Annotated in this window: 15 protein-coding genes (1 of these 15 running past the window's edge); 8 read left to right on the top strand and 7 right to left on the bottom strand. The window is 73.0% G+C overall.

Annotated elements, in window-relative coordinates:
- Positions 1 to 1,146: the 5' portion of a type I glutamate--ammonia ligase gene (gene glnA / locus QRY02_RS43885; protein WP_285988585.1), read on the bottom strand. It extends 198 nt beyond the left edge of the window; only the first 1,146 of its 1,344 coding nucleotides appear in the window; it begins with the start codon at positions 1,144 to 1,146; the stop codon falls past the left edge of the window.
- Positions 1,147 to 1,207: 61 nt separating this feature from the next.
- Positions 1,208 to 2,488, bottom strand: a complete 1,281-nt coding sequence (locus QRY02_RS43880) for an MFS transporter (protein WP_285988584.1) — start codon at positions 2,486 to 2,488, stop codon at positions 1,208 to 1,210.
- Between the two features lie 87 nt (positions 2,489 to 2,575).
- Here QRY02_RS43880 and QRY02_RS43875 point away from each other — a divergent pair, with 87 nt between their 5' ends.
- The gene (locus tag QRY02_RS43875; RefSeq protein WP_285988583.1) at positions 2,576 to 3,205 is read left to right on the top strand and encodes an LppX_LprAFG lipoprotein; all 630 of its coding nucleotides are present in this window, start codon (positions 2,576 to 2,578) and stop codon (positions 3,203 to 3,205) included.
- Between the two features lie 42 nt (positions 3,206 to 3,247).
- Here QRY02_RS43875 and QRY02_RS43870 read toward each other — a convergent pair whose 3' ends face one another.
- Complete coding sequence (locus QRY02_RS43870) at positions 3,248 to 4,810, bottom strand: alpha/beta hydrolase (RefSeq protein WP_285988582.1); 1,563 nt, start codon at positions 4,808 to 4,810, stop codon at positions 3,248 to 3,250.
- Between the two features lie 155 nt (positions 4,811 to 4,965).
- Between QRY02_RS43870 and secA2 the strand changes: the two genes are divergently transcribed.
- From secA2 to QRY02_RS43855, 3 genes are all read left to right on the top strand, one after another.
- Positions 4,966 to 7,305, top strand: coding sequence for an accessory Sec system translocase SecA2 (gene secA2, locus QRY02_RS43865; RefSeq protein WP_285988581.1), 2,340 nt, complete (start codon positions 4,966 to 4,968; stop codon positions 7,303 to 7,305).
- A 170-nt stretch (positions 7,306 to 7,475) separates the two neighbouring features.
- Positions 7,476 to 7,814, top strand: a complete 339-nt coding sequence (locus QRY02_RS43860; protein WP_285988580.1) for an RNA ligase 1 family protein — start codon at positions 7,476 to 7,478, stop codon at positions 7,812 to 7,814.
- A 60-nt stretch (positions 7,815 to 7,874) separates the two neighbouring features.
- On the top strand, positions 7,875 to 9,596 hold the full coding sequence (locus QRY02_RS43855) for an NAD+ synthase (protein ID WP_285988579.1): 1,722 nt from the start codon (positions 7,875 to 7,877) through the stop codon (positions 9,594 to 9,596).
- 57 nt (positions 9,597 to 9,653) lie between these two features.
- Here the strand turns inward: QRY02_RS43855 and QRY02_RS43850 are convergent, their stop codons facing one another.
- Genes QRY02_RS43850 through QRY02_RS43840 form a run of 3 tightly spaced genes read right to left on the bottom strand, consistent with a single transcriptional unit; the run spans position 9,654 to position 14,806 of the window.
- Positions 9,654 to 10,556, bottom strand: coding sequence for a JmjC domain-containing protein (locus QRY02_RS43850; RefSeq protein ID WP_285988578.1), 903 nt, complete (start codon positions 10,554 to 10,556; stop codon positions 9,654 to 9,656).
- Positions 10,557 to 10,577: 21 nt separating this feature from the next.
- Positions 10,578 to 11,816: a lanthionine synthetase C family protein gene (locus tag QRY02_RS43845; RefSeq protein WP_285988577.1), complete on the bottom strand. Its 1,239-nt coding sequence runs from the start codon at positions 11,814 to 11,816 to the stop codon at positions 10,578 to 10,580.
- Positions 11,813 to 14,806, bottom strand: a complete 2,994-nt coding sequence (locus tag QRY02_RS43840; protein WP_285988576.1) for a lantibiotic dehydratase — start codon at positions 14,804 to 14,806, stop codon at positions 11,813 to 11,815. Before QRY02_RS43840 ends, QRY02_RS43845 begins: the two co-directional genes overlap by 4 nt.
- Before the next feature lie 200 nt (positions 14,807 to 15,006).
- On the opposite strand from QRY02_RS43840, the gene QRY02_RS43835 reads away from it, so the two are divergent.
- The 4 genes from QRY02_RS43835 (at position 15,007) to QRY02_RS43820 (ending at position 21,563) form a co-directional block, all read left to right on the top strand.
- Positions 15,007 to 15,240 carry a hypothetical protein gene (locus QRY02_RS43835; RefSeq protein WP_285988575.1) on the top strand — a complete coding sequence of 78 codons (234 nt, stop codon included), beginning with the start codon at positions 15,007 to 15,009 and terminating at the stop codon, positions 15,238 to 15,240.
- 54 nt (positions 15,241 to 15,294) lie between these two features.
- The gene (locus QRY02_RS43830) at positions 15,295 to 16,356 is read left to right on the top strand and encodes a lanthionine synthetase LanC family protein (protein WP_285988574.1); all 1,062 of its coding nucleotides are present in this window, start codon (positions 15,295 to 15,297) and stop codon (positions 16,354 to 16,356) included.
- Positions 16,357 to 16,359: 3 nt separating this feature from the next.
- Positions 16,360 to 18,282 carry an ABC transporter ATP-binding protein gene (locus tag QRY02_RS43825; RefSeq protein ID WP_285988573.1) on the top strand — a complete coding sequence of 641 codons (1,923 nt, stop codon included), beginning with the start codon at positions 16,360 to 16,362 and terminating at the stop codon, positions 18,280 to 18,282.
- Between the two features lie 86 nt (positions 18,283 to 18,368).
- Positions 18,369 to 21,563, top strand: a complete 3,195-nt coding sequence (locus QRY02_RS43820) for an AfsR/SARP family transcriptional regulator (protein WP_285988572.1) — start codon at positions 18,369 to 18,371, stop codon at positions 21,561 to 21,563.
- Here QRY02_RS43820 and QRY02_RS43815 read toward each other — a convergent pair.
- Entirely contained in the window at positions 21,560 to 22,174 is a 615-nt protein-coding gene (locus QRY02_RS43815) for a VOC family protein (protein WP_285988571.1), read from the bottom strand. The genes QRY02_RS43820 and QRY02_RS43815 overlap by 4 nt on opposite strands.
- Positions 22,175 to 22,180 lie beyond the last annotated feature (6 nt).

Genomic DNA, 22,180 nt, shown 5'->3' with positions numbered 1-22,180 from the left:
CTCGGAGTCGCTCAGCTGCCAGATGTTGTCCTCGGCGGGTGGCGGCAGCTCGTAGCTCTTTTCGATCCCCTTGAGCCCGGCGGCCAGGATGACCGAGTACGCCAGGTACGGGTTGCACGCCGAGTCCAGCGTACGGATTTCCACCCGTCGGGATGACGCCTTTCCGGGTGAATACATCGGGACGCGGACGAGCGCGGACCGGTTCGCCCGGCCCCACGACACCGTCGTCGGGGCCTCACTGCCGCTGATCAGGCGTTTGTAGGAGTTCACCCACTGGTTGGTGACCGCCGAGATCTCCTTGGCGTGGTGGAGCACCCCGGCGACGAAGGCCTTGCCGGTCTCCGACAGCTCGTGCGGGTCCTCGGCGTCGTAGAAGGCGTTGCGGTCGCCTTCGAACAGGCTGACGTGCGTGTGCATCCCCGAACCGGGCTGGTCGGTGAACGGCTTGGGCATGAAGGTCGCGCGCACGCCCTGGGTCAGCGCGACCTCCTTGACGACGTAGCGGAACGTCATCACGTTGTCGGCCATCGTCAGCGCATCGGCGTAGCGGAGGTCGATCTCCTGCTGGCCCGGTGCCCCTTCGTGGTGGCTGAACTCGACCGAGATGCCCATCGCTTCCAGCGTCTCGATGGCGTGCCGGCGGAAGTGCGTCGCGGTGGCGTGGCTGGCCTGGTCGAAGTAGCCGCCGTTGTCCGCGGGCTCCGGCTCGCTGCCGTCGTCCGGCATGGTCGAGAGCAGGAAGAACTCGATTTCGGGGTGGACGTAGCAGGTGAAGCCCGCTTCGGCGGCCTTCGACAGCTGGCGGCGGAGCACGTGCCGCGGGTCCGCCCACGACGGCGAGCCGTCGGGCATCGCGATGTCGCAGAACATGCGCGCCGAGTAGGGGCCGCCCTCCGGCGTCTCCCACGGCAGCACCTGGAAGGTGGACGGGTCCGGTTTGGCGACCATGTCCGATTCGTAGACCCGCGCGAAGCCCTCGATGGCCGAACCGTCGAAGCCGATCCCGTCGTTGAAAGCGCCTTCGAGCTCCGCCGGCGCGACCGCGACGGACTTGAGGAACCCCAGCACATCGGTGAACCAGAGACGGACGAAACGGATGTCGCGCTCCTCGAGCGTGCGAAGCACGAATTCCTGCTGGCGATCCATGGCCGCACCCTAACCACAGCGTGTTAACGGCGTGTTTCGCGACGCGCCGTGGCCGCCGAAGTCACGTCGCGAGTACCGCAACGGGCTTCTTCGCCCGCGTGATGGCCAGCGAAGCGACCGACGCGATGACGGCCAGCACGGCGGCCGAATACCAGGCCAGGGTGTAGTTCCCGAGCTGGTCGCGGACCAGGCCGGCGGCCGACGCGGCGAACGCGGCCCCGAGCTGGTGGCAGGCGAACACCCAGCCGAACACGATCGGGCCGGCGTCGCCGAACGCGCGGACGCAGAGCGCGACCGTCGGCGGGACCGTGGCCACCCAGTCGAGGCCGTAGAACAGGATGAAGGCCCACATGCTCGGCTGCACGGAGTCGGTGAACAGCTGCGGCAGCAGCGCCAGCGACAGCCCTCGCAGGGCGTAGTAGACGCCGAGCAGGATCCGCGGGTCGATGCGGTCGGTGAGCCAGCCGGAGAAGATCGTCCCGACCACGTCGAAGACGCCGACCAGGGCCAGCAGGCCCGCCGCGGTCGTCTGCGGCATGCCGTGGTCGTGCGCGGCCGGGACGAAGTGGGTGCCGACCAGGCCGTTGGTCGTCGCGCCGCAGATCGCGAAGCCGGCCGCGAGCAGCCAGAACGTCCGCGTCCGGGCGGCCTGGCCCAGCACGGAGAGCGCGCGGCGGACCGAGCCGGTCTTCGGCGCCGGACGCGCGACCTCGGCCTCGGCGGGCGCGCCGTAGGCCGTGGTGCCGACGTCGGCGGGGTGGTCGCGGATCACCAGCAGGACCACCGGGACGACGGCGAGCGCGGCGATCGCGATCACCAGCGACGCCGTGCGCCACCCCGAGCCCACCGCCAGGTTCGCGATGAGCGGCAGGAAGATCAGCTGGCCGGTGGCCCCCGCGGCGGTCAGGACGCCGGTGACGACGCCGCGGCTGCGGACGAACCACCGCGCGGCGACCATCGCGGCGAACCCCATGGCCATCGAGCCGGTGCCGAGGCCGACCAGCACGCCCCAGCACAGCACGAGCTGCCAGCTCGCGGTCATGAAGACCGTGCCGCCCGCGCCGAGGGCGATGACGGTCAACGCCGTCGCCGAGACGCGCCGGATCCCGAAGCGCTCCATCAACGCGGCCGCGAAGGGCGCGAAGAGACCAAAGAGCACGAGGTTCACCGAGACGGCCGAGCTGATGGTGGTGCGGGACCAGCCGAACTCTTCGTGCAGCGGGTCGATCAGGACGCCGGGAGCGGCGCGGAAGCCGGCGGAGGCGAGCAGCGCGACGAAAGCGGCGCCGGCGATCAGCCACGCGCGGTGCAGCTTCGGGGCGGGACGGGTCTCAACGGTCACCCCGGCAGTCTCATCGCCCGCGCGCGAGGTCGAAAGTGGCCGGAAGGACATCATCCGCAAGGATTGGGCCAACAGTAGGCTTTCGCCATGCCCCGCCTCGCGCTGCTGCTCGCGCTTCTCCTGACGGCCGGTTGCACGGGCTCGCCCGATACCCGAGGCCCCTTCCCGGCGGGCGCTGCCCTGGTGAGCGAGGCCGCGACGTCGTTCGCCTCGGTGCGGAGCGTGCACTTCGCGGCCGGCGTCAACGGCGTGCTGCCGGGGTTCCCGCTCCGCCAGATCGAAGGCGACGCGACCCTCGGCGACGGCGGCACCGCGACCGGCACGGCCGACGTCCAGGACGACACCACCACCGGCGGGCACACCAAGTTCCCGTTCGCCGTGCACGACGGCCAGGACTCGCTGCCCGATGAGTACCGGATCAGCGCGTTCCTCGGCCCGCAAGGCGGGCTGAAGCGACTGCTCGACGGGGTGACCGACGCCAAGACCGAGGGCCGCGAGAACGTCGACGGCGCACCCGCGCTGCGGGTCGCCGGCCGGGTGCCCGCCGCCGTCGCGCACAGCGTGCTCCCGCCGATCGACGCCGACCTCAACGTCAAGGTCTGGGTCGCCGACGACGACGGCCCGCGGCGCTTCGTGCGGCTGTGGGTGCAGGTCCCGCCGGCCGGCGACCACCTCAGCCCGGTGATGATCGAGCTGTCGCTGACCGAGCAGCGGTAACTGTGACAACCGGGGCTTCGCCACCCGGACCCCCGCAAAGCGCTACTGCCCCGAGCACCGCTTGCCGTCCGGCGGCACCGTGCCGTCGACCAGGTAGTCCGTGCCCGCTTCGTCCACGCACTTCACGCCCTGCAGGAACACCGTGTGCTGGGTGCCCTCGAAGGTGAGCAGCGCGCCCTTCAGGCCCTTCGCGAGGTTGACGCCGGCCTGGTACGGCGTCGCCGGGTCGTTGGTCGTCGAGATGACCAGCGTCTTCGCCAGGCCTTCGATGTTCGGCACGTGCGGTTCGGACGTGTTCGGCACCGGCCAGAAGGCGCAGGCGTCGCGGGCCGCCGAAGCCGGGCGGCCGTCGTCGAGGAACGGCGCCACCTTCACGTACTCCTCCTGCGCCTTGAGGATGACGGCCGGGTCGGTGACGCGCGGGTCGTCGACGCAGCGGATCGCGGTGAACGCGTCCTGCGTGGTGCCGTACTTGCCGTCGGAGTCGCGCTCGTTGTAGATGTCGGCGAGCTTCTCGAGCGTCGCCCCGCGCTGCTGCTTCAGCTCGTTGAGGCCCGAGTTCAGGGTGTCCCAGAGGCTTTCCTGGTAGAGCGCCTGGATGACGCCGGTGGTGGCGTCCTCGTAGGAGAGCTTGCGGCCGTCGCCGACCGGCACCGGGAAGTCGATCAGCGGGCGGACGAGGTCCTGGAACGCCTTCACCGCGCCGCCGGCGTCCGCGCCGAGCGCGCAGTCCTGCTGGGCCGTGCACCACTTCGCGAACTGCGTGAACGCCGTCCCGAAGCCCTGGCCCTGCGCGACGAGCGACTCGACCGCGTCCTGCTCGGGATCCACCGCGCCGTCGAGGACCATCGCGCGGACGCTCTTCGGGAACGCTTCGGCGTACGCCGACCCGATCCGGGTGCCGTAGGAGTAGCCCAAATAGGTGAGCTTTTCATCCCCGAGGACCGAGCGGAGGACGTCCAGGTCCTTCACGACGTCGCGGGTGCCGACGTTGGCCAGCATCCCGGTGCCGTCGTCGGTGCGCTGGGCGCACTTGGCGGCGAAGTCCTTTTCCTGCGATTCCTGCTTCAGCACGCCCGCCGGTGAGCCGTCGGTCTCGCTGTCGTCGGAGCGGTCGGCGTCCCGTTCCTGGTCGGTCAGGCAGTGGATGGCGGGCTGGCTCGCCCCGATCCCCCGCGGGTCGAAACCGACCAGGTCGAAGCGTTTGCCGAGGCCGGTGCTGGTCATCGGCTTGGCCAGCCCGGCGGCCGCGACCATGCCCGACGCGCCCGGCCCGCCCGGGTTGACCACGAGCGAGCCGATCCGCGCCCCGGCGTCCGTCGCCTTGCGCCGGAGCAGGCCCAGCGTGATCGTGTCCCCCGCCGGCTTCGCGTAGTCCAGCGGCACGGTCAGGCGCGCGCACTGGACGTCCTTCGCCTGGAACGCCGACCGCGAGTCTTCCGACGTCGCGTAAGGTGCGCAGTCGGCCCAGCTCAGGCTCTGGCCGTAGAAGCGCTCCAGCCCGGCGGGCACCGGCCCGGACGGCGGGTGCGACTCGGTCGTCGGTGCGGGCGGCTCGGTCTTGCCGGTGGACGTGCACGCGGTCAGCGAGGCCGCGAACAGCACGGATGTCGCAATCGCGGTGATCCTGCGACTACGGGACCTGGCGCTGGGATGTGGGAACACGGTTGGATCGTCCCATCCGGCCGCGGAACTCGAACGCACCACCGTCGCGTTGGGTGGTGGAGGCCGGTCGAGCGAGAGAGAACGGGAGACCAGGGGTGGCAGCACTGATCAGCCGGGTGGGCAAGAAGCTCCGCCGGATCATCCAGCGGCCGGGCAGCGTCGAGCTGACCCGCTACGAAGCACTGCTGCCCGCGGTCGAGAAGCTCGAACCAGAGCTCGAGAAGCTCTCCGACGAGGAGCTGACCGAGCGGGCGGGCAAGCTTCGCGAGACGCTGAAGGACACCGCGTTCGGCGACGAGAAGCTGGTCGAGGTGTGCGCGCTGGGCCGCGAGGCCGCGCGGCGGGCCCTCGGCGAGCGCGCGTTCGACGTGCAGGTGCTGGGCACGATGGGCCTGCTCACCAAGCACGTCGTGCAGATGGAGACCGGTGAGGGCAAGACCCTCGCGGGTGCGCTGGCCGCGGCCGGGTACGCCCTGCGCGGAAAGCGCGTTCACGTCGTGACGGTCAACGACTACCTGGCCCGCCGCGACGCGGAGTGGATGGGCCCGGTGTACGCCCTGCTCGGCGTGTCGGTCGGCTGGGTCGAGCCCGCGCACTCCCGCGAAGAGCGTCGTGAGGCTTACGCCAAGGACGTCACGTACGGCGCCGTCGCCGAGATCGGCTTCGACGTGCTGCGCGACCGGCTGGTGACGTCGGTCGACGACCTCGTCCAGCCCGCCCCCGAGGTCGCGATCGTCGACGAGGCGGACTCGGTGCTGGTCGACGAGGCCCGCGTCCCGCTGGTGATGGCCGGCTCGATCGACCACACCGACGCCGACGAAGAGGTCGCGAAGGTCGTCCGGCGGCTGCGTCTCGGCCTGCACTACGAGACCGACAGCGAGGGCCGCAACGCCTGGCTGACCGACGCCGGCGCGTCCGTCGTCGCGAAGTCGCTCGGCCTGGAGGTCGACGACCTCTACGGCGAGACGGCGTCGGACCGGCTGCCCGCGGTGAACGTCGCCCTGCACGCGCACGCGCTGCTCACCCGCGACGTCGACTACCTGGTCCGCGACGGCAAGGTGCAGCTCATCAACGCCGCCCGTGGCCGTGTCGCCGAGCTCCAGCGCTGGCCGGACGGCCTCCAGGCGGCCGTCGAGGCGAAGGAGCAGGTCACCGCGACCGACCGCGGCGAGATCCTGGACTCGATCACCGTCCAGGCGCTGCTGGCGCGCTACCCCGAGGTCGCCGGCATGACCGGGACCGCGGTCGCGGTCGCCGAGCAGCTGCGGGAGTTCTACGAGCTCGAGGTCGCAGTCATCCCGCCGAACACGCCGAACATCCGTGAAGACCTCGAAGACCGGGTCTTCGCCTCGCCGTCGCAGAAGCTGCGGGCGATCGAGGAGGAGATCCGCACGGTGCACGAGACCGGGCGGCCGATCCTCGTCGGCACCCAGGACGTCGCCGAGTCCGAAGAGCTGGCCGAGAAGCTGGCGAAGGTCGACCTCGAGTGCGTCGTGCTGAACGCGCGCAACGACGCCGAAGAGGCCGCGATCATCGCCGAGGCCGGCAAGAAGGGCGCGGTCACCGTGTCCACCCAGATGGCCGGCCGCGGTACGGACATCCGGCTGGGCGGCACCGACGGGGCGACCCGCGAAGAGGTCGTCGAGCTGGGCGGGCTGCACGTCATCGGCACCGCGCGGTACCCGTCGAGCCGGCTCGACGGGCAGCTGCGCGGCCGCTCCGGCCGGCAGGGCGACCCGGGCAGCGCGATCTTCTTCGCGAGCCTGAACGACGAACTCGTGCTGTCGAACGCGCCGGACGTGCCCGAGGGCATCACCGACGACGAGGAGACCGGCGAGATCACCGACCCGGCGGCCTTGCGGCAGCTCAACCACGCCCAGCGTGTCGCCGAGGGTGTCGACCTGGAGATCCACCGCAACACCTGGCGCTACACGCGGCTGATCGAGCGGCAGCGGCGGGACCTGCTGGTGCACCGCGACAAGGTGCTTCGCACCGCGTACGCGGCGGAGCAGCTCGAGAAGGCGCACCCGGAGAAGTTCGGCGAGCTGAAGGAGAAGCTCGACGACCAGGACAAGCTGGAGCAGATGTGCCGCGAGGTGCTGCTGTTCCACATCGACCAGCTGTGGTCCGACCACCTGGCGTACCTGACCGACGTCCGCGAGAGCATCCACCTGCGCGCGCTGGCCCGCGAGACGCCGCTGGACGAGTTCCACCGCGCGGCGATCCCGGAGTTCCACAAGATCATCGGCGAGGCCGATTCCCGGGCCGCGAAGACGCTCGAAGAGGCGGAGCTGACCGACGAGGGCATCGACCTCGGTGACGCGGGCGTGCGGCGCGCGAACACGACGTGGACGTACCTGGTGCACGACAACCCGTTCGATTCGGACTTCGAGCAGACCATCAAGAAGGTCCGGAGCATGATCAAGCGGAAGTAGCCGCTTCCGTCGGCAGGCCCCCGTCCGGTTCGCCGGGCGGGGGTTTCTCGTTTGTCCCGGCCCGGGCCCGCAAGGACGACGGCACCTGCGCCCGGCTCGACGAGTCCGGCACCCGGTGGGCGCGGCGCGCGGAGAAGGCGGCCAAGGCGGCACCGGAGGGGTTCGAGGCCGTGCAGACCGACCCCGAAACCGGGAAGACCGTCGGCTGGGAGCCGGTCGGGCAGTCGGCGTTCGCGAAGCTTTTCGAGGAGGCGCGGGAGCGGCTTCCCGGTGCGGCGCCCGGCACCTACGAGCTGTGCGGTCCGGAGGTCAACGGCGATCCGGAGCAGCTCGGCGAGCACCGGCTGGTGCCCCATGCCACCGCGGAGGAGTTCGGCGACGTCCCGCGTCACTTCGACGGCCTGATGACGTGGCTGCGAGCGCACCCGGAGTTCGAAGGCGTCGTCTGGCACCACCCGGACGGCCGGATGGCGAAGCTCAAGCACCGGGACGCCGTGGCCTCGGCCTGAGCGTGGCATTTCGCCCACATTCGCTCGGCCTTCCGGGTGACCGTGAGCCAGAATGGCGGCATGCCGCAACTGCGCATCGCACTCGCCCAGGTCAACCCCACCGTCGGCGACCTCGACGGCAACGCCGATCTGCACGTCGAGTGGACGCGGCGGGCCGCCGAAGCCGGCGCGCACGTCGTCGTCTTCCCCGAGATGTCCCTGACCGGCTACCCCATCGAGGACCTCTCGCTCCGCAAGACCTTCGCGGCCGCCTCGCGGCAGGGCGTCGAGTCGCTGGCGCGCCGCCTCGACGAGGCCGGGTGCGGCGAAGTGCTCACCTACCTCGGCTACCTCGACCTCGACGAGGTCGGCCCGCGCGACGCCGCCGCGGCGCTCTACCGCGGCGAGGTCGTCGCCCGGCAGTTCAAGCACCACCTGCCCAACTACGGGGTCTTCGACGAGCACCGCTGGTACAAGCCGGGCACGACGCTCGACGTCGTCCGGTTCCACGGGCTCGACATCGGCATGGTCATCTGCGAGGACCTCTGGCAGGACGGCGGGCCGGTCTCGGCGCTGGGCCGCGCCGGCGTCGACCTCGTCGTGGCGCCGAACGCGTCACCGTACGAGCGGTCGAAGGACGAGCAGCGGCTGCCGCTCATCGCCCGGCGCGCCGCCGAAGCCGGGGCACCCTTGGTCTACACCAACCAGATCGGCGGGCAGGACGACCTCGTCTTCGACGGCGACTCGCTCGTCGTCGGCGCGGACGGCACGCTGCTGGCGCGCGCGCCGCAGTTCGTCGAGCACCTGCTCGTGCTGGACATGGACCTCGCCGCGGGCGGGCACGCCGCCGACGGCGAGCTCGAAGGCCTGCACGTCCGGCGGCGGGTGCTGAACGAGGATCCGCTGCCGGCGTACGAGCCGACGGCCACGCCGGTGATCAGCGAGCCGCTGTCCGACGAGGCCGAGGTGTGGCACGCGCTGGTCGTCGGGCTGCGGGACTACGTGCAAAAGAACGGCTTCTCGTCGGTGACCTTCGGGTTCTCCGGCGGCATCGACTCGGCGGTCTGCGCGGCGCTGGCGGCGGACGCGCTGGGCGGCGACAACGTCTACGGCGTCTCGATGCCCTCGAAGTACTCGTCGGGGCACTCGAAGGACGACGCCGCCGACCTGGCGCAGCGGATCGGCGCGCACTACCGGGTCGAGCCGGTCGAGGACATGGTGCGCGTGTACGTCGACCAGCTCTCCCTGACCGGCCTGGCCGAGGAGAACATCCAGGCGCGGACGCGGGGCATGCTCCTGATGGCACTGTCCAACCTGGACGGTCACCTGGTGCTCGCCACCGGCAACAAGACCGAGCTCGCCGTCGGGTATTCGACGATCTACGGTGACGCGGTCGGCGCCTTCGCCCCGATCAAGGACGTCTTCAAGACGCACGTGTGGCAGCTGGCGCGGTGGCGCAACGCCGAAGCGGTGAAACGCGGGGAGACCCCGCCGATCCCGGAGAACTCCATCACCAAGCCGCCGTCGGCCGAGCTGCGGCCGGGCCAGGTGGACACCGACTCGCTGCCGGACTACGCGCTGCTGGACGACATCCTCGACGACTACGTCGAGGGCGACCGCGGGTACGCCGACCTGGTGTCCGCGGGCTTCGACCCGGAGACCATCGACCGCGTGGTGCGGATGGTCGACAAGGCCGAGTACAAGCGGCGCCAGTACCCGCCGGGCACGAAGATCACGTTCAAGGCCTTCGGCCGCGACCGGCGGCTGCCGATGACCAACCTGTGGCGCGAGGGCAAGGCCTGATCACCGGTTCGTGGAGGGCGCCTCGAGGAAGTTCCCCGAGGCGGCCTTCACGCCCTTTCACCAAGGCAGTCGTCGCGGTTCCACCGGCCACGGGTTCGGCCGGACCAGCGCGCCCGCGATCGCCGCGGGATCGGCCTCTTCGATCGCGGTGGCCATGCGGCGCAATGCCTCGGCCACGATCTCGGTGCGCCCCGGCTGCCCCGGGGGGAGCGCTTCGTTCCGGTTGAACCGCGAGCGCAGGTCCTCCGCCAGGACGTCGATCACCTGGTGCACCCGCGGGACCCCGATGGACATGGTGAGGTGCAGCGAACCTTCCGGACCGGCCTGGGCACGGTGGCCGAGGCCGGACGGCACGTAGATCGCGTCCCCCGGCTCCAGTACCACCTTGGCGCTCACCGGGGTGTCCTCCTCGATGTACCCCCGGTTCCAGTCACCGCCGTCCGGGAGGTCGTAGAGCGTCCATTCCTTGGTGCCTTCGACCTGCACGGCGAACACGTCGGCGCTGTCGCGGTGCGGGCGGCTGCCGAACCGGCCGGGCGCGGTGAGGTACGCGTACGTCTGGGTGGAGCCGGACACCGCCGCGCCGATGTCGCGGCAGAGCCGGGCGGCCTGCGGGTCGTAGTGCTCCATGTTGCTGAGCACCAGCGTCGCCCCGCGCTCCAGGTGCTCGCCGATGTCGTCCGCGTGGGCGCAACCGGTGAGCTGGTGCTGGTTGAGCGTGCGCGACCGGGTGAAGGTGGTCACCGGCGCGGCGTCTCCGCCGTAGCTCACGGTGAGCTGCGGATAACGCAGGTTGCCGTACACCAGCCAGTGCTCGATCTTCTCGCGCGTCACGAGCTCGCGCACGGGATCGGCGGCGGCGAACACCAGGTGCTCCCGGCCCCAGCGCAGGTCCTGGGCCTGCTCGGGCTTGGCGAACAGCGCCGCCCAGGCCGGGTCGGTCGTGTAGTCGTCGGTCATTTCTCTCCCTGTGTCGAGATGTCATGCGGCGAGCAGCGCCGCGTCCCACCCGCATGCCGGTGTGCCGAGCCAGCCGAGCAGGGCCAGCGCGACGCCCGCGGCGCCCTCCAGGAACCCGGCGCTGTCGCTGTTCCCGTCCGCCCGGAAGCCGAACGCGGAACCGGGGTCGTAGGAGTCCAGGACGTGGGCGGCGATCCGGTCGGCGCCGGCGAGCAGTTCCGGCGAACCGGTTTCCCGGCCGGTCCGCGAAACCAGGTGCAGCAGCCCGGCCCAGCCGTGGCACAGGCCGGCATCCACCAGGCCGAGGTCGGCCGCGGGCCGGCGCAGCGTCGCCGTCAGCGCGCAGACGGCTTCGTCCGTCCACTCCGGACGGCCGAACGCCGAGCCCGCCAGGGCCAGCGCCCGGGCGATGCCGGGAGTGCCGTAGCACCAGGCCGACTTGGTCGGTGCCAGCCGCGGCGGCCGGCCGGTCAGCTCCGCCGCGGCGATCCAGGCCGGCCAGTAGCGGCCGTGCTCGTCGAGGTCCGACCAGGTGAGCAGCCAGTCCACGATCCGCTCGGCCGCCGCCTCCTGATCCGGCACCCGGACCCCGGCCTGCCAGGCGAGCGCCAGCAGCGCCAGCGGCCCCGCGATGCCGTGGGCCATCCCGGCATCGGCTTGCCCGGCCTTCGTGGCCGGGTGCTCGGCCCACCACCCCGGCCGCCCGCCGACGGTCTCGGTCAGCGCGACCAGGTACCGCAGCACGGCGCGCGTCACCTCGACCGCGCCGCGGTCCAGCAGGTGCCTGCCCACCCCGGTCACGCCGGTCACCACGTCGTAGGCGGAGAACACCGTGCCCGCCGTGCCCGAGGCCAGGCGCTCCCACTCCGGGTGGAGCCGGCGCGCGACCCAGCCGGTGAGCAGCTCGTCCAAAGTGGACAGGAGACCGGCGTAGTCGCCGGGTCTGCGCACGGCCCGGGCAGTGGCGAAGGCCAGTGCGCCCGCTCCGACGTAGAGACCGTGAACCACCGGTTCCGCCTGGGCGCCCAGCGCCAGGTGGCGGTGGGTCACTTCGCGGTAGCCCGCGTCCGCGCACGCCAGTTCCGCGAACAGCAACGCCGTCGCGGGATAGCCGTCCGACAAGGACAACGGCGTCCACCGGTCCGGCGACCGCTCGGCCATCTCGGCCATCATCGCCACCGGATCGGCCAGCCTGCGCGCGACCTGCTCGACCACCAACCCGGCCCGCGTGCGGACGGCGGTCACGTCCACTGTGGTCACTTGCCGAACCTCGCCCGGTTGCGGTGGGCCTCGACGGCGCCTCGGGCCAGGGCCAGCGACCGGAACTCGGCTTCACGGTCGATCCCGACGAGCCGGTTGTGGTGCATGTGCAGCAACGCCGTCAGCAGCGAGTCCGGCGCTCCGCCGCTCGCGCGGGCCTGCTCGCCGTACGCCGCCAGCGCCGGCCTCCGCGCGGCCCACGACTGCAGGAGCAGGTCGCCACCGGGACGCTCGGCGAGGGCACGCCAGCCGCTCGCCGGGTCCAGGAGCGCGACGGCTTCCCGGCGCACCGCCTGGAAGTCGCGGTGGTGGCGGCCCTTGGGGTACTGGCCGAGCAGCCACGCCGGCCAGTCGCGGTCCGGGTCGAACGCGTCGAGGAGGTCGAGGTAGTTGGCCGCGGCCAGCAACCCGGGTTCGATGCCCAGCTCGGTCAGCCGCAGCTGGGCGAGGACGGATTCGCTGTCGGCGCGGAAGGCGTGCTCGGCGGCCGCCATCAGCTCGGGACCGCCGTAGCGGGCGGACTCCGGGACGTAGGTGTCGAGCACGAGCCGGTTCGCCAGGCCCGCGGCGCACAGTTCGGCGGCCCAGGCGTGCAGGCCGGGCAGGAGTTCGCCGGCCGGGCCGTGGAAGCGCAGCCGCAGGTGCGGCTCGGGGTCGGTGTACCGGATGAAGAACCAGCGATCGGCGTCCAGGCGCAGCCGGCCGACGTGCTCGGCCAGCAGCTCGTTGTGGCGGGCGGCCGAGGCGTAGAGCTTGGCGTACAGCCATTCCCCGCCGGGCAGGTGGGGTCGCGGGGACGGCGGCTGCGGGACGACCCGGGCGGCGGTGCGGCGCGGTCCGGCCCCGCGCATCGGCACCACCAGCTCGGCGGTGTGGCCGTCGAGCCAGCCGGTGTCCGCCGGGCCGCCGAGCACCTCCCCGACGAGGGTGTCCGGGCGCCGGGTCAGCTCGTCGCGCAGCAGCCTGCGGTGCAGTTCACCGGAGAGGTCCAGTTCCAGGCAGGAGTCGCCGTCGATGGCCTGCACCCGCTCGGGAACCCGCCACCGCTCCCGCCACGCGTCGAGTTCGGTGTTCCAGTCCGCCCAGGACAGGCTCGTGTCCCGCATGAGGTTGCTCGCCCGCCACGTGGCGGTGGCCAGCACGGTGCGGCCGTAGCGGACCCGCGGCTGCATCGGCAGCCGCCGGATGACCGAGCCCCACGACCACGGGTCGAGCCCGCAGTGCGCCGTCGAGGTGATCTCCCGGATCAACCGCACGACGTTCGCCGTGGACCGGCTGGTGTTGACCCGGTGCGGCGAAACCGCCAGCACCTCGGCGCCCAGCGCGGGCGCGGCCAGGAACAGCCGGTCGCCGTCGAGGCCGACGGCCAGATCGGCCACGCCGAGCACGTCGTCGCGCCCGCGTTCGGCGAACGTCCCGATGGCGAGGGTGTGCTCGCACACCGAGGGCACCTGCAGCACGTTGCCCATGCGGCCGTGCACCGGGCGGAACACCAGCTGTGCGGCGAGCAGCTCCGGCTGGTCGGGTGTCACCGGGAGGGGCCGGTCGTCGAAGAGGTAGGCGAACCGGGCGAACATCTCCCCCGCGTTCGGCGACCCGCCCGACCGGCCCACCACCAGCTGGAAGTCGCCGTCGTCGAGGGCCGCGGCGGACGGGGAGAGCACCCGGACGCACAGCTCGGCGCTGTCCGGCGCCGGGGCGTCCGGACGGTGCGGCGCGAGGGCGTCCACGAGCTCGTCGTCGAGCACCACTTCGAGCGAGCCGTTGAGCAACGCCCGCTGGGCCAGTGCGGCCAGGGTGTCGTCGAGCGGGGTGGGCGGGATCGCTTCGACATCGAAGCGCCGCTCGCTGTCCGGCACCTGGTAGCCCGCGGGCACGCCGAGGCCGCGTTCGGGGTCGACCAGTTCGGCCAGCGGCACCAGCTGCTGCATGCCGTACCGCTCGGCGAACAGTTCGCGGTACTGCGCGATCTGCGGCAGCTCCGGCCGGGCCGCCCCGAACCGGGTGAGGACCGAGGCGGCGCGGGCGGCCTCCTCGGCGACCTCGCGCGGCAGCCGCACCTCCGCGTCGACGCGCAGGTCGACCTGGATCGGGGCCCGCTCGGTGTACTGGATCGCGCGCAACGCGGCGACGGCCCGGTTCCACTGCGGCAGCCCGCCACCGATCGGCGCTTCGGCGTAGGCGGCCAGCAGGGTGCGCGCTTCCCGCAGCGCCGGCAGTTCCGGCAGATCGGGCACCGCGGCGAGCCGGTCGATGACGTGGCCGAGCAGGTCCGTGTCGGTCAGCGACGGCCGCAGGTCGGTCAGGAGCATGTCCTGGGCGACCAGGCCGGTCAGCATCTTCTCGATCGCCGCGCCGGACGCGCGCGGGAAGGCGGCGGCGACCTCGCCGGCCAGCGCGGTGAAAGCGATCGGTTCCCGGGCCCTGGCGAAGACCAGGTCGACGGGCGGGGTGCGGCGCACGGACAGTTCCCGGGCCGAGCGCGTCTCCTTGCCCCCGTCGTTCGCCACGTACGGAAGGACGAGCCGGTCGCCCCGGGTGAAACACAGGTCGTTCGCGACCACCCGCAGGGTGCGCAGCACGCGGGGATCGCCCTCCAGCCGCAGCACGACCGCGGTCAGCCAGCCCGCGTCGACCCGGACTCCCTTGCGGTGTGCCGGGCCGAGCCGCACCTTCGTCGCGTCGTCGAAGGCCGCCACCGCCACGCCGGAGTAGAGGCCGAACGGGGTCGGCCTGCCCGCCATGCGCAGCAGGTACCGGGCGACCGTGCGGGCTGCCCGGTCCACTTCGGTCGTCGCGGCGCGTCCCGCGTCCGCGTTCCGCAGTGCCCCGGCGAGAGCGGTGCTCGACAGTTCGACGGCCTCGCGCACCACCGGATCGGTGAGCGCGGTGCGCAGCACACCGGATGCGTCGGCCAGGCTGACCCGCGTCGCCTCCGCCAGCGACGCCGGAGCGGTCGGCATGCGCAGCACGGCTGCTTCGTCAGGCACGTAGCGAACCACCGGGACTCCCTCCACATCGGAACGCCACGCACACAACCACGCTTCACCGCACCGCGTCACCGGCTTCCCGGGCCGCGTCGGCGAGACGTCGGCGGAGCGTCGGCAGGGCGTCGGCGGCTGCCCGGAAGGTGGAACCGGGCCCGCTGTGGCCGGTCCCGTGAAGATCGACACGAAAAGGAAACCGACGAATGACGATGATGGCGCCGACCGAAGAGGACGCCATGTTCGAGCTGGAGCTGCGGATCCTGCCGCAGGACGGCAAGGACAGGTACTCCCTCAACGGGGCTTACTCCGACGACTGCGTGCACGCCTCCGCCGTGACCGAGGGCTGCACCACGACCAGCAACTGCACGATCACCTGCTACACCAGGTTCGCGCCGGAGAGTGCGGCTCCGCTCGCTCCGACCATGTGCAACACCTGATCCACGGTGCTCCGGGCTCTGCTTGACCCCGCCCTCGCGGCGCGGGTCGCGGCAGTGTCCGCCGACGTGGCGGCGCGCGCGGTCGATCCCGGACGGATCGCCGCGGGCGTCGCCGCGCTGGGCGGGCAGTCCGCGTTCGCCGAGGAGGTGCGGTGGCGGCCGATGTCGCTGGCCTTCGGTGACGCGGGTACCGCCGTGCTGTGCGCCGCGCTGGACGCCGCCGACCCCGCGGCGGGCTGGGACCGGGTGGGTCACCGGTTCCTCTCCGCGGCCGTCACCGCGTTCGACGAGCTGGACGGCTCGCTGTCGCTGTTCGTCGGCGGCACCGGCGTGCTGGCCGCGGCCGGCCTGCTCAGCCGCGGCGGGACGCGCTACGCCGGCCTGCGGGGACAGCTCGCGGCCGCCCTGCTGCCGACGCTCGACCGGGTCCTCGCGACGGCCGGTGCGCACGAGTCGGGCTATGACGTCGTCCACGGGTTGTCCGGCTGGACCGCGGCCCTGCTGCTCGACGCCGGCACTCCCACCCGGGTGCTGTCCGCCTTCGGCGACGCACTGGCGCGGCTCGGTCCGGACTTTCCCCAGCCCGGCCTGGCCCACGGCGCGAGCGGGCCGCTCGCCGCGCTGGCACTGCTGGATCGGCGGGTCCCCGGCTTGCGGACCGCCATCCGGGCGCTGGCGGACCGCGTGGCCACGGCCCATTTCGAGAACGACAGCTGGTGCGTGGGCCGGGCCGGGGCCGCCCGGGCGCTGTGGCTGGCCGCCCGCGCCCTCGACGACGTCCGGCTGGGTGAGCGAGCCCAGGAGCTGGCCCTGCTCGACACCGAACACCGGACACCGGCTTTCTGCCACGGCACGGCGGGTGCGTTGCTGGTTTCCGCCCTGTTCTGGTGGGACACCGGCGACGAACGGCATCGCACGCACGCCGCGCGGCTCTGCACGCGCCTGCTGGACGCCTACGAGCCGGACACGGTGTTCGGCTTCCGCGACGTCGAGCCCGGCGGGTCCACAGTGGACAACCCGGGGCTCCTGGTCGGTGCCGCCGGGATCGCCATGGTGCTGACCGCACTCACCGCACCCCGGCCACCCGCGTGGCCACGACTGTTCCTGGTGGCGTGACCCATGTTGTGGACGACGAAGAACGACGACCGCCGCGGCCCGGACGGCGACGACCCGCTGTTCGGCACCGGGATCCGGCTCACCGACGGGTTCGCGCAGCACGAAGGCGCGGCGGCCGCCCTCGGCTTCTGGGCCATGCTCCGCAGGCTGCCCGCGCTGCTGCGCATCACGTTCGGCATCGCCTGGCGCGCGGGCCGGTGGACCCTGCCGGTCGCGGTCGCGGCGAACGTCCTGGCGGGGGCGGCGACGGCCGTCATCCTCGTGGCCACGAACTCCGTGCTGGCCGTCCTGCTGTCCGCGCCGCCGAGCCGGGAGCTGCTCCTGGCCGCTGCGCCGTCGATCGCCTGGGTCGTCGCGGGCGGGGTGCTGCGCAGCGTGCTGTCCTCGGTGGGCAGTGCCGCCAACGGACGGCTCGGGCCGCGCGTCGATCGGGCCGCCTACGTCCGGCTGCTCGAACGGGCCGCCGCCGTCGAGCTGGCCGTCGTGCAAGACGCCACGTTCAGCAACAACCTCGCAGCCGCCCGGCGCGGGGCGCTGGCCGCCCGCCAGGTCACCACGGCCACGATCGCGTTGCTCGACGCGATCGCGGGCCTCCTCGCCGCGGGCAGCGTCCTCGCCGTGCTGCACCCCGCACTGCTGCCGATGCTGCTCGCGGTGATCCTGCCGTCGGCCTGGGGCGCCGTGCGCGTCGCACGGGCGCGGTTCCTCTCGATGAAACGGTGGACCGAGCTGCACCGCCAGCTCGACACCCTGGCGTCGCTGCTCACCCAGCCGGCGTCGGCCGAAGAGGTCCGGGCCCACCAGAGCGGCCGGTTCCTGCTGGACCACTACCGGCGCCTGGCCGGGCAGGCCGAGGCGGAGGAATCCCGGCTGGCCGACAGCCAGGCCCGGACGACGTTGGCCGCCGACGGCGTGTCCGGGCTGGCCAAGGCCACCACCTACGGCGCGCTCGGGCTGCTGCTGATCGCCGGCGCGGTGCCGCTGGCGGTCGCGGGCACCGTGGTGCTCGCGATCCGGACCGGGACCCAGCACCTGACCAAACTGGTCATGGCCGTCAACGACCTCTACGAGCAGGGCCTGTTCGTCCAGGACTGGCAGCAGGCCTGCGAGCGGGCCGAGGCCGAGGCGATGCCCGCCCGGAGCCGGCGACTGCCACACACCCCGGGCACGATCACGGCCCACGACCTGCACTTCGGCTACCCGAACTCGGCCGAGCCCGCGTTGCGCGGCGTGGACCTGACCGTCCGGCGCGGCGAGGTGGTGGCGCTCGTCGGCGAGAACGGCTCGGGCAAGAGCACGCTCGCCAAGCTGCTCTCCGGGCTGTACCTGCCAAGCGGGGGCAGCGTCCGCTGGGACGGCGTGCCGACCTCGGAGCTGGACCGCGAAAGTGTCTTCGACCAGGTCGCGCTCGTCGCGCAGGACTTCGTCCAGTGGCCGTTCACCGCCCGGGTCAACGTCACCATCGGCCGCTCCACCCGGCCGCCGGACGCCGAAGCCGTGCGCCGGGCCGCGCGATTCGGCCGCGCGGACGAGGTGATCGCCCGGCTCGACCGCGGCTGGGACACGCTGCTGGCCCGGGAGTTCTGGGGCGGGACCGCGCTGTCCGGCGGGCAGTGGCAGCGGCTGGCCCTGGCCAGGGTGCACTACCGGGACGCGCCCGTCGTCATCTTCGACGAGCCGACCGCGGCGCTCGACCCGCGCGCCGAGGCCGAGGTGTTCGACCAGGTCTGCGGCCTCGCCGACGCCGGCCGGGCCATCGTGCTGGTGACCCACCGGCTGGCCTCCGTCCGGCGCGCCGACCGGGTCTACGTGCTCGACGAGGGCCGCGTCATCGAGCACGGCACGCACGAGGAGCTGATGGCCGTCGACGGCCGGTACGCCGAGCTCTACCGGTTGCAGGCCGAGCAACACGGCCTGCGGCGCTGACGGTCAATACGCCCATTCGGCGAACAACCGCCCCTCGGTCCTGACACACTCTGCTGGCACATGGGACCGACAGGGGGAGGTCGCGGGTGGAGTTCGGCGTGCTCGGCGCCCTGCGGGTGCGGATCGGCGCGCGGGAGGTCCCGGTGCCCGCGGGCAAGCACCGCGTGGTGCTCGCGTCGCTGCTGCTGCGCGCCGGACAGGTCGTCTCGGTCGCCGAGCTGATCGAGCACCTGTGGGCGGACGCGCCGCCCCCGGGGGCCCGCAGCACCGTGCAGACCTATGTCCAGCGGCTGCGCCGGGCCTTCGCGCCCGCCGAGCCGATCACCACCCACCGCGACGGCTACTCGATCGAGGTCGGTCCCGGCGCGCTCGACCTCGACGCGTTCCGCACCGCGGTCGCCGGTGCGGACGCCGTGCGCGGGAACCCGCTCGCCGAGGCCGAAGCGTTGCGCGCGGGCCTGGCGCTCTGGCGTGGCCCGGTGCTCAGCGACGTGCCGTCGGAATCGTTGCGGGCCACGGTGGCGCCGTCGTTGTCCGAAGAGCGCCTGCAGGTGCTCCAACGGGTCATCGACGTCGAGCTGGCCGCGGGCCGGCACGCCGAGCTGGTCGCCGAACTCCGGGGGCTCACGGCCGAGCACCCGATGCGGGAGCGGTTCTGGGCGCAGCTGATGCTCGCCCTGCACCGCGCGGGCCGGCAGGCCGAAGCGCTGGCCGCGTACCGCACCGTGCGGACCCGGCTCCGGGACGAACTGGGCATCGAGCCGGGTGACCGGCTGCGCGAGCTGCACCAGGCCGTGCTCACCGGCGAAGTCGAAGCCTCGGCCGCCGGTCCCCCGCCGCCGGTGGATCCGGCGCACTCGGCACCTTGGGTCGCGCAGTGCACCCTGCCGCTGGACGTCCGGGTGTTCGCTGGCCGGGCCGACCTCGTGGACCAGCTGCTGATCACCCTGACCGGGGCGGCCGTTCCGGTGGTGGGCGTGTGCGGCCCGGCGGGGGTGGGCAAGACCGCGCTCGCGGTGCGGGTGGCCCACCGGCTGCGCGCGGCCTTCCCGGACGGTCAGTGGCACGTCCGGCTCGGCCGGGCCGAGCTTTCCGAGGTACTCGCGGACCTGTTGCACGCCACCGGGCTGGACCGCGCCCACCTCCCGGCATCGGTCGAGGCGCGGGCGGCCCAGCTGCGGGCGCGGCTGGCGGACCGGCGCGTCCTGCTCCTGCTCGACGACGCCGCCGACGCCGAGCAGGTGCGCCCCTTGCTGCCCGGCACACCGGGCTGCGCCGTCCTGGTCACCAGCCGGGTACACCTCGGTGGGCTCGCCGCGCTCCACGACGCCAGGGTGGTGACACTCGACACGCTGAGCCCGGACGAGGCCCGGACGCTGTTCACCGACCTGCTCGGCGCCGGCACCGCGGACCCGGCCGCACTGGCCGAAGTCGCCCGGCTGTGCGGATACCTGCCGTTGGCGCTGAGGCTCGCCGCGGCCAACTTCGACGGGGGCGTCGAGCACTACCTCGCGGAGCTGCGCGCGGGTGACCGGCTGGGACGGCTGGCCGTCCCCGGCGATCCGCGAGCCGCCGTGCGCACGACGTTCGCCCTGTCCTACCACGCGTTGCCGGACCGGGCGCGGCGGCTGTTCCGGTTGCTCGGGCTCGTGCCGGGCCAGGACTTCGGCGCCGAGGTCGCCGCCGCGGTGCTCGGCTGCGGCAGGCTTTGCGGGGGTCCGGGTGGCGAAGCCCCCGGCCCGGAGCGAAGCTCCGGTTGTCACTGCCTGCCGGAGGCCCAAGAGGCACTCGACCACCTCGTCTCGCGGCACATGCTCGGCCGGCCGGTGCCCGGCCGGTTCCAGTTCCACGACCTGATGCGGCTCTACGCGACCGAGTGCGCCCGCAGCGAGGAGCCGGCCGAAGACCGCCGGGCGGCGCTGCGCCGGCTCTTCGCGCACTACCTCGACGCCGCCGACGCCGCGGGGACCGTGCTGTACCCGGACCTCAGCCGGCTTCCGCGACCGCGGCCCGGTGCCCGGTTCGGCTCCGCGGACCAGGCCCGCGACCACCTCGAGACCGAGCACGCCAACCTCATGGCCGCCATCGAAGCGGCCGAGCCCGCCGGTCTGCCGTCCTACGCCTGGCACCTGGCCGACGCGCTTCGCGGCTACTTCCACTCACGCAGCACGACGACCCAGTGGGCGTCCGCCGCGCGTACCGCGCTGCGAGCCGCCGTGCACGCCCGCGACGAAGGAGCGCGGGCCGCGATGCACATGAGCCTGGGCATCCTGGCCTGGACGCTGGGCCGGCACACCGAGGCGCTGGACGAGATGGGCCAGGCACTCGAGAGGAGCCGCCGTGCCGGGCTGGTGCCCATCGAAGGGGCGGCGCTGCTGAACATGGGCATCATCCAGCTGGAGATCGGCAAGCCCGCGCCGGCCGTCGAGCTGTTCGCCGAAGGGCGGGAACTGGGCAGGCGTACCGGACAGGACTTCGTGGTGGCCAACGCGCTGCTCAACAGCGCGAGTGCCCACCTGGAACTCGGCGAGCTGGAGGTGGCCCGCGAATGCAGCGAGCAGGCCATGGCGATCTGCGACCGGGTGCGCTCGCCGCACGCCGCCGCGACGGCCCGCTCCAACCTCGGTCAGGTGCACCTCGCGGCGGGCAGGCTGCGGGCGGCGCAAGAGCACCTGACCGCGGCGCTGGCCGCCTTCGAAACCCTCGGATCCGCTGTGGACGCCGCCGAAACGCTGTCCCACCTGGCCGCGGTGCACCGCGATGCGGGCCGGGCGGACGAGGCGAGCGGCACGGCGCGAAAGGCGCTGGCCGCCGCCCGATCCGTCGACGCGGTCCGGGTCCTCGGCGAAGCCCTCGTCGCCCAGGGCACCGTCGACCAGCTCGACGGCCGTCACCGCGAGGCGCTCGCCCATTTCCGCGAAGCCGCCGACCTCTTCGCGACGGACGAACACAGCCGTGTCCTCGGCGACGCCCGGATCGGTTTGGCGGTCTCGTACCGGCACCTGGGCAGCCTGGCCAAATCGGCCCACTACGTCCAGACCGCGCTCGCCGGAGCCGTCGCCGCGGGCCGGAACGTCCAGCGGGGAACCGCCCTGACCGCGCTGGCGCTCACCGAACACCGGCTGGGCCGTCGCGACGCGGCCGAGACCGCCGCGCGCGCGGCCGTCGAGTGCCACGCCCGCACCGGTCACCGCCTCGGGGAAGACCGCGCTCGCGCCGCACTGGCCGAGATCACCGATGCCCTGACGGCCACCCGGATGACGGTGAGCGTCCGTAGCTAGCTCAGCGCGACCTGGCGGCCGTCCGGGGTGCGGAGGGCCGCCGTCAGGCCGGCTTTCGCGGCCCGGCGGACCAGCAGTTCCAGGCCGAGCGCGTCGGTCGCCGCCAGCACCGAATCCGGGTCCGGGTGGGTGCCGGTGACCATCAGCAGCGGCAGGGACGGCAGGTCGCGCGTCGTCGGGTGCGGGGTGGCGCCCCAGTCGATGAGGAACGGGTGCAGGGTGCCCGGGACGCTCGGCGGGGTCAGGCGCCAGCGCAGCGTTTCGCCGTCGCCGGTTTCGCGGGACATCTCCATCGGGTCGCCCGGGTCGAAGCCGTGGGCGCGGGCCGCGGCGACCGTCGCGTCGATGTCGGTCGTGCGGACGGCCCAGGCGACCAGCGCGGGCTCGGTCAGGTCGTCGATGCCGAACGGCCGCGGCCCTTCGGGGTCCGGCTGGGCCGGGTCCGGGCCGATCACCTCCAGGTACATCCCCGCGCCGAGGTCGGCGAGGTGGTTGGCCGTGCCGACGCCGACGTGGCGGCCACCCGGCACGGGCGTGACTCCGGTGAGGGCGGTGACCCGGGCGACGGCGTCGGCGAGGTCCGGACCGGCGTAGACGAGGTGATCGAGCACGAGCGC

Source organism: Amycolatopsis sp. DG1A-15b (assembly GCF_030285645.1).
Classification (GTDB): Bacteria; Actinomycetota; Actinomycetes; order Mycobacteriales; family Pseudonocardiaceae; genus Amycolatopsis.
Note: the sequence above shows the minus strand (reverse complement) of the source record. Positions and strands in the feature narration are given on the sequence as shown.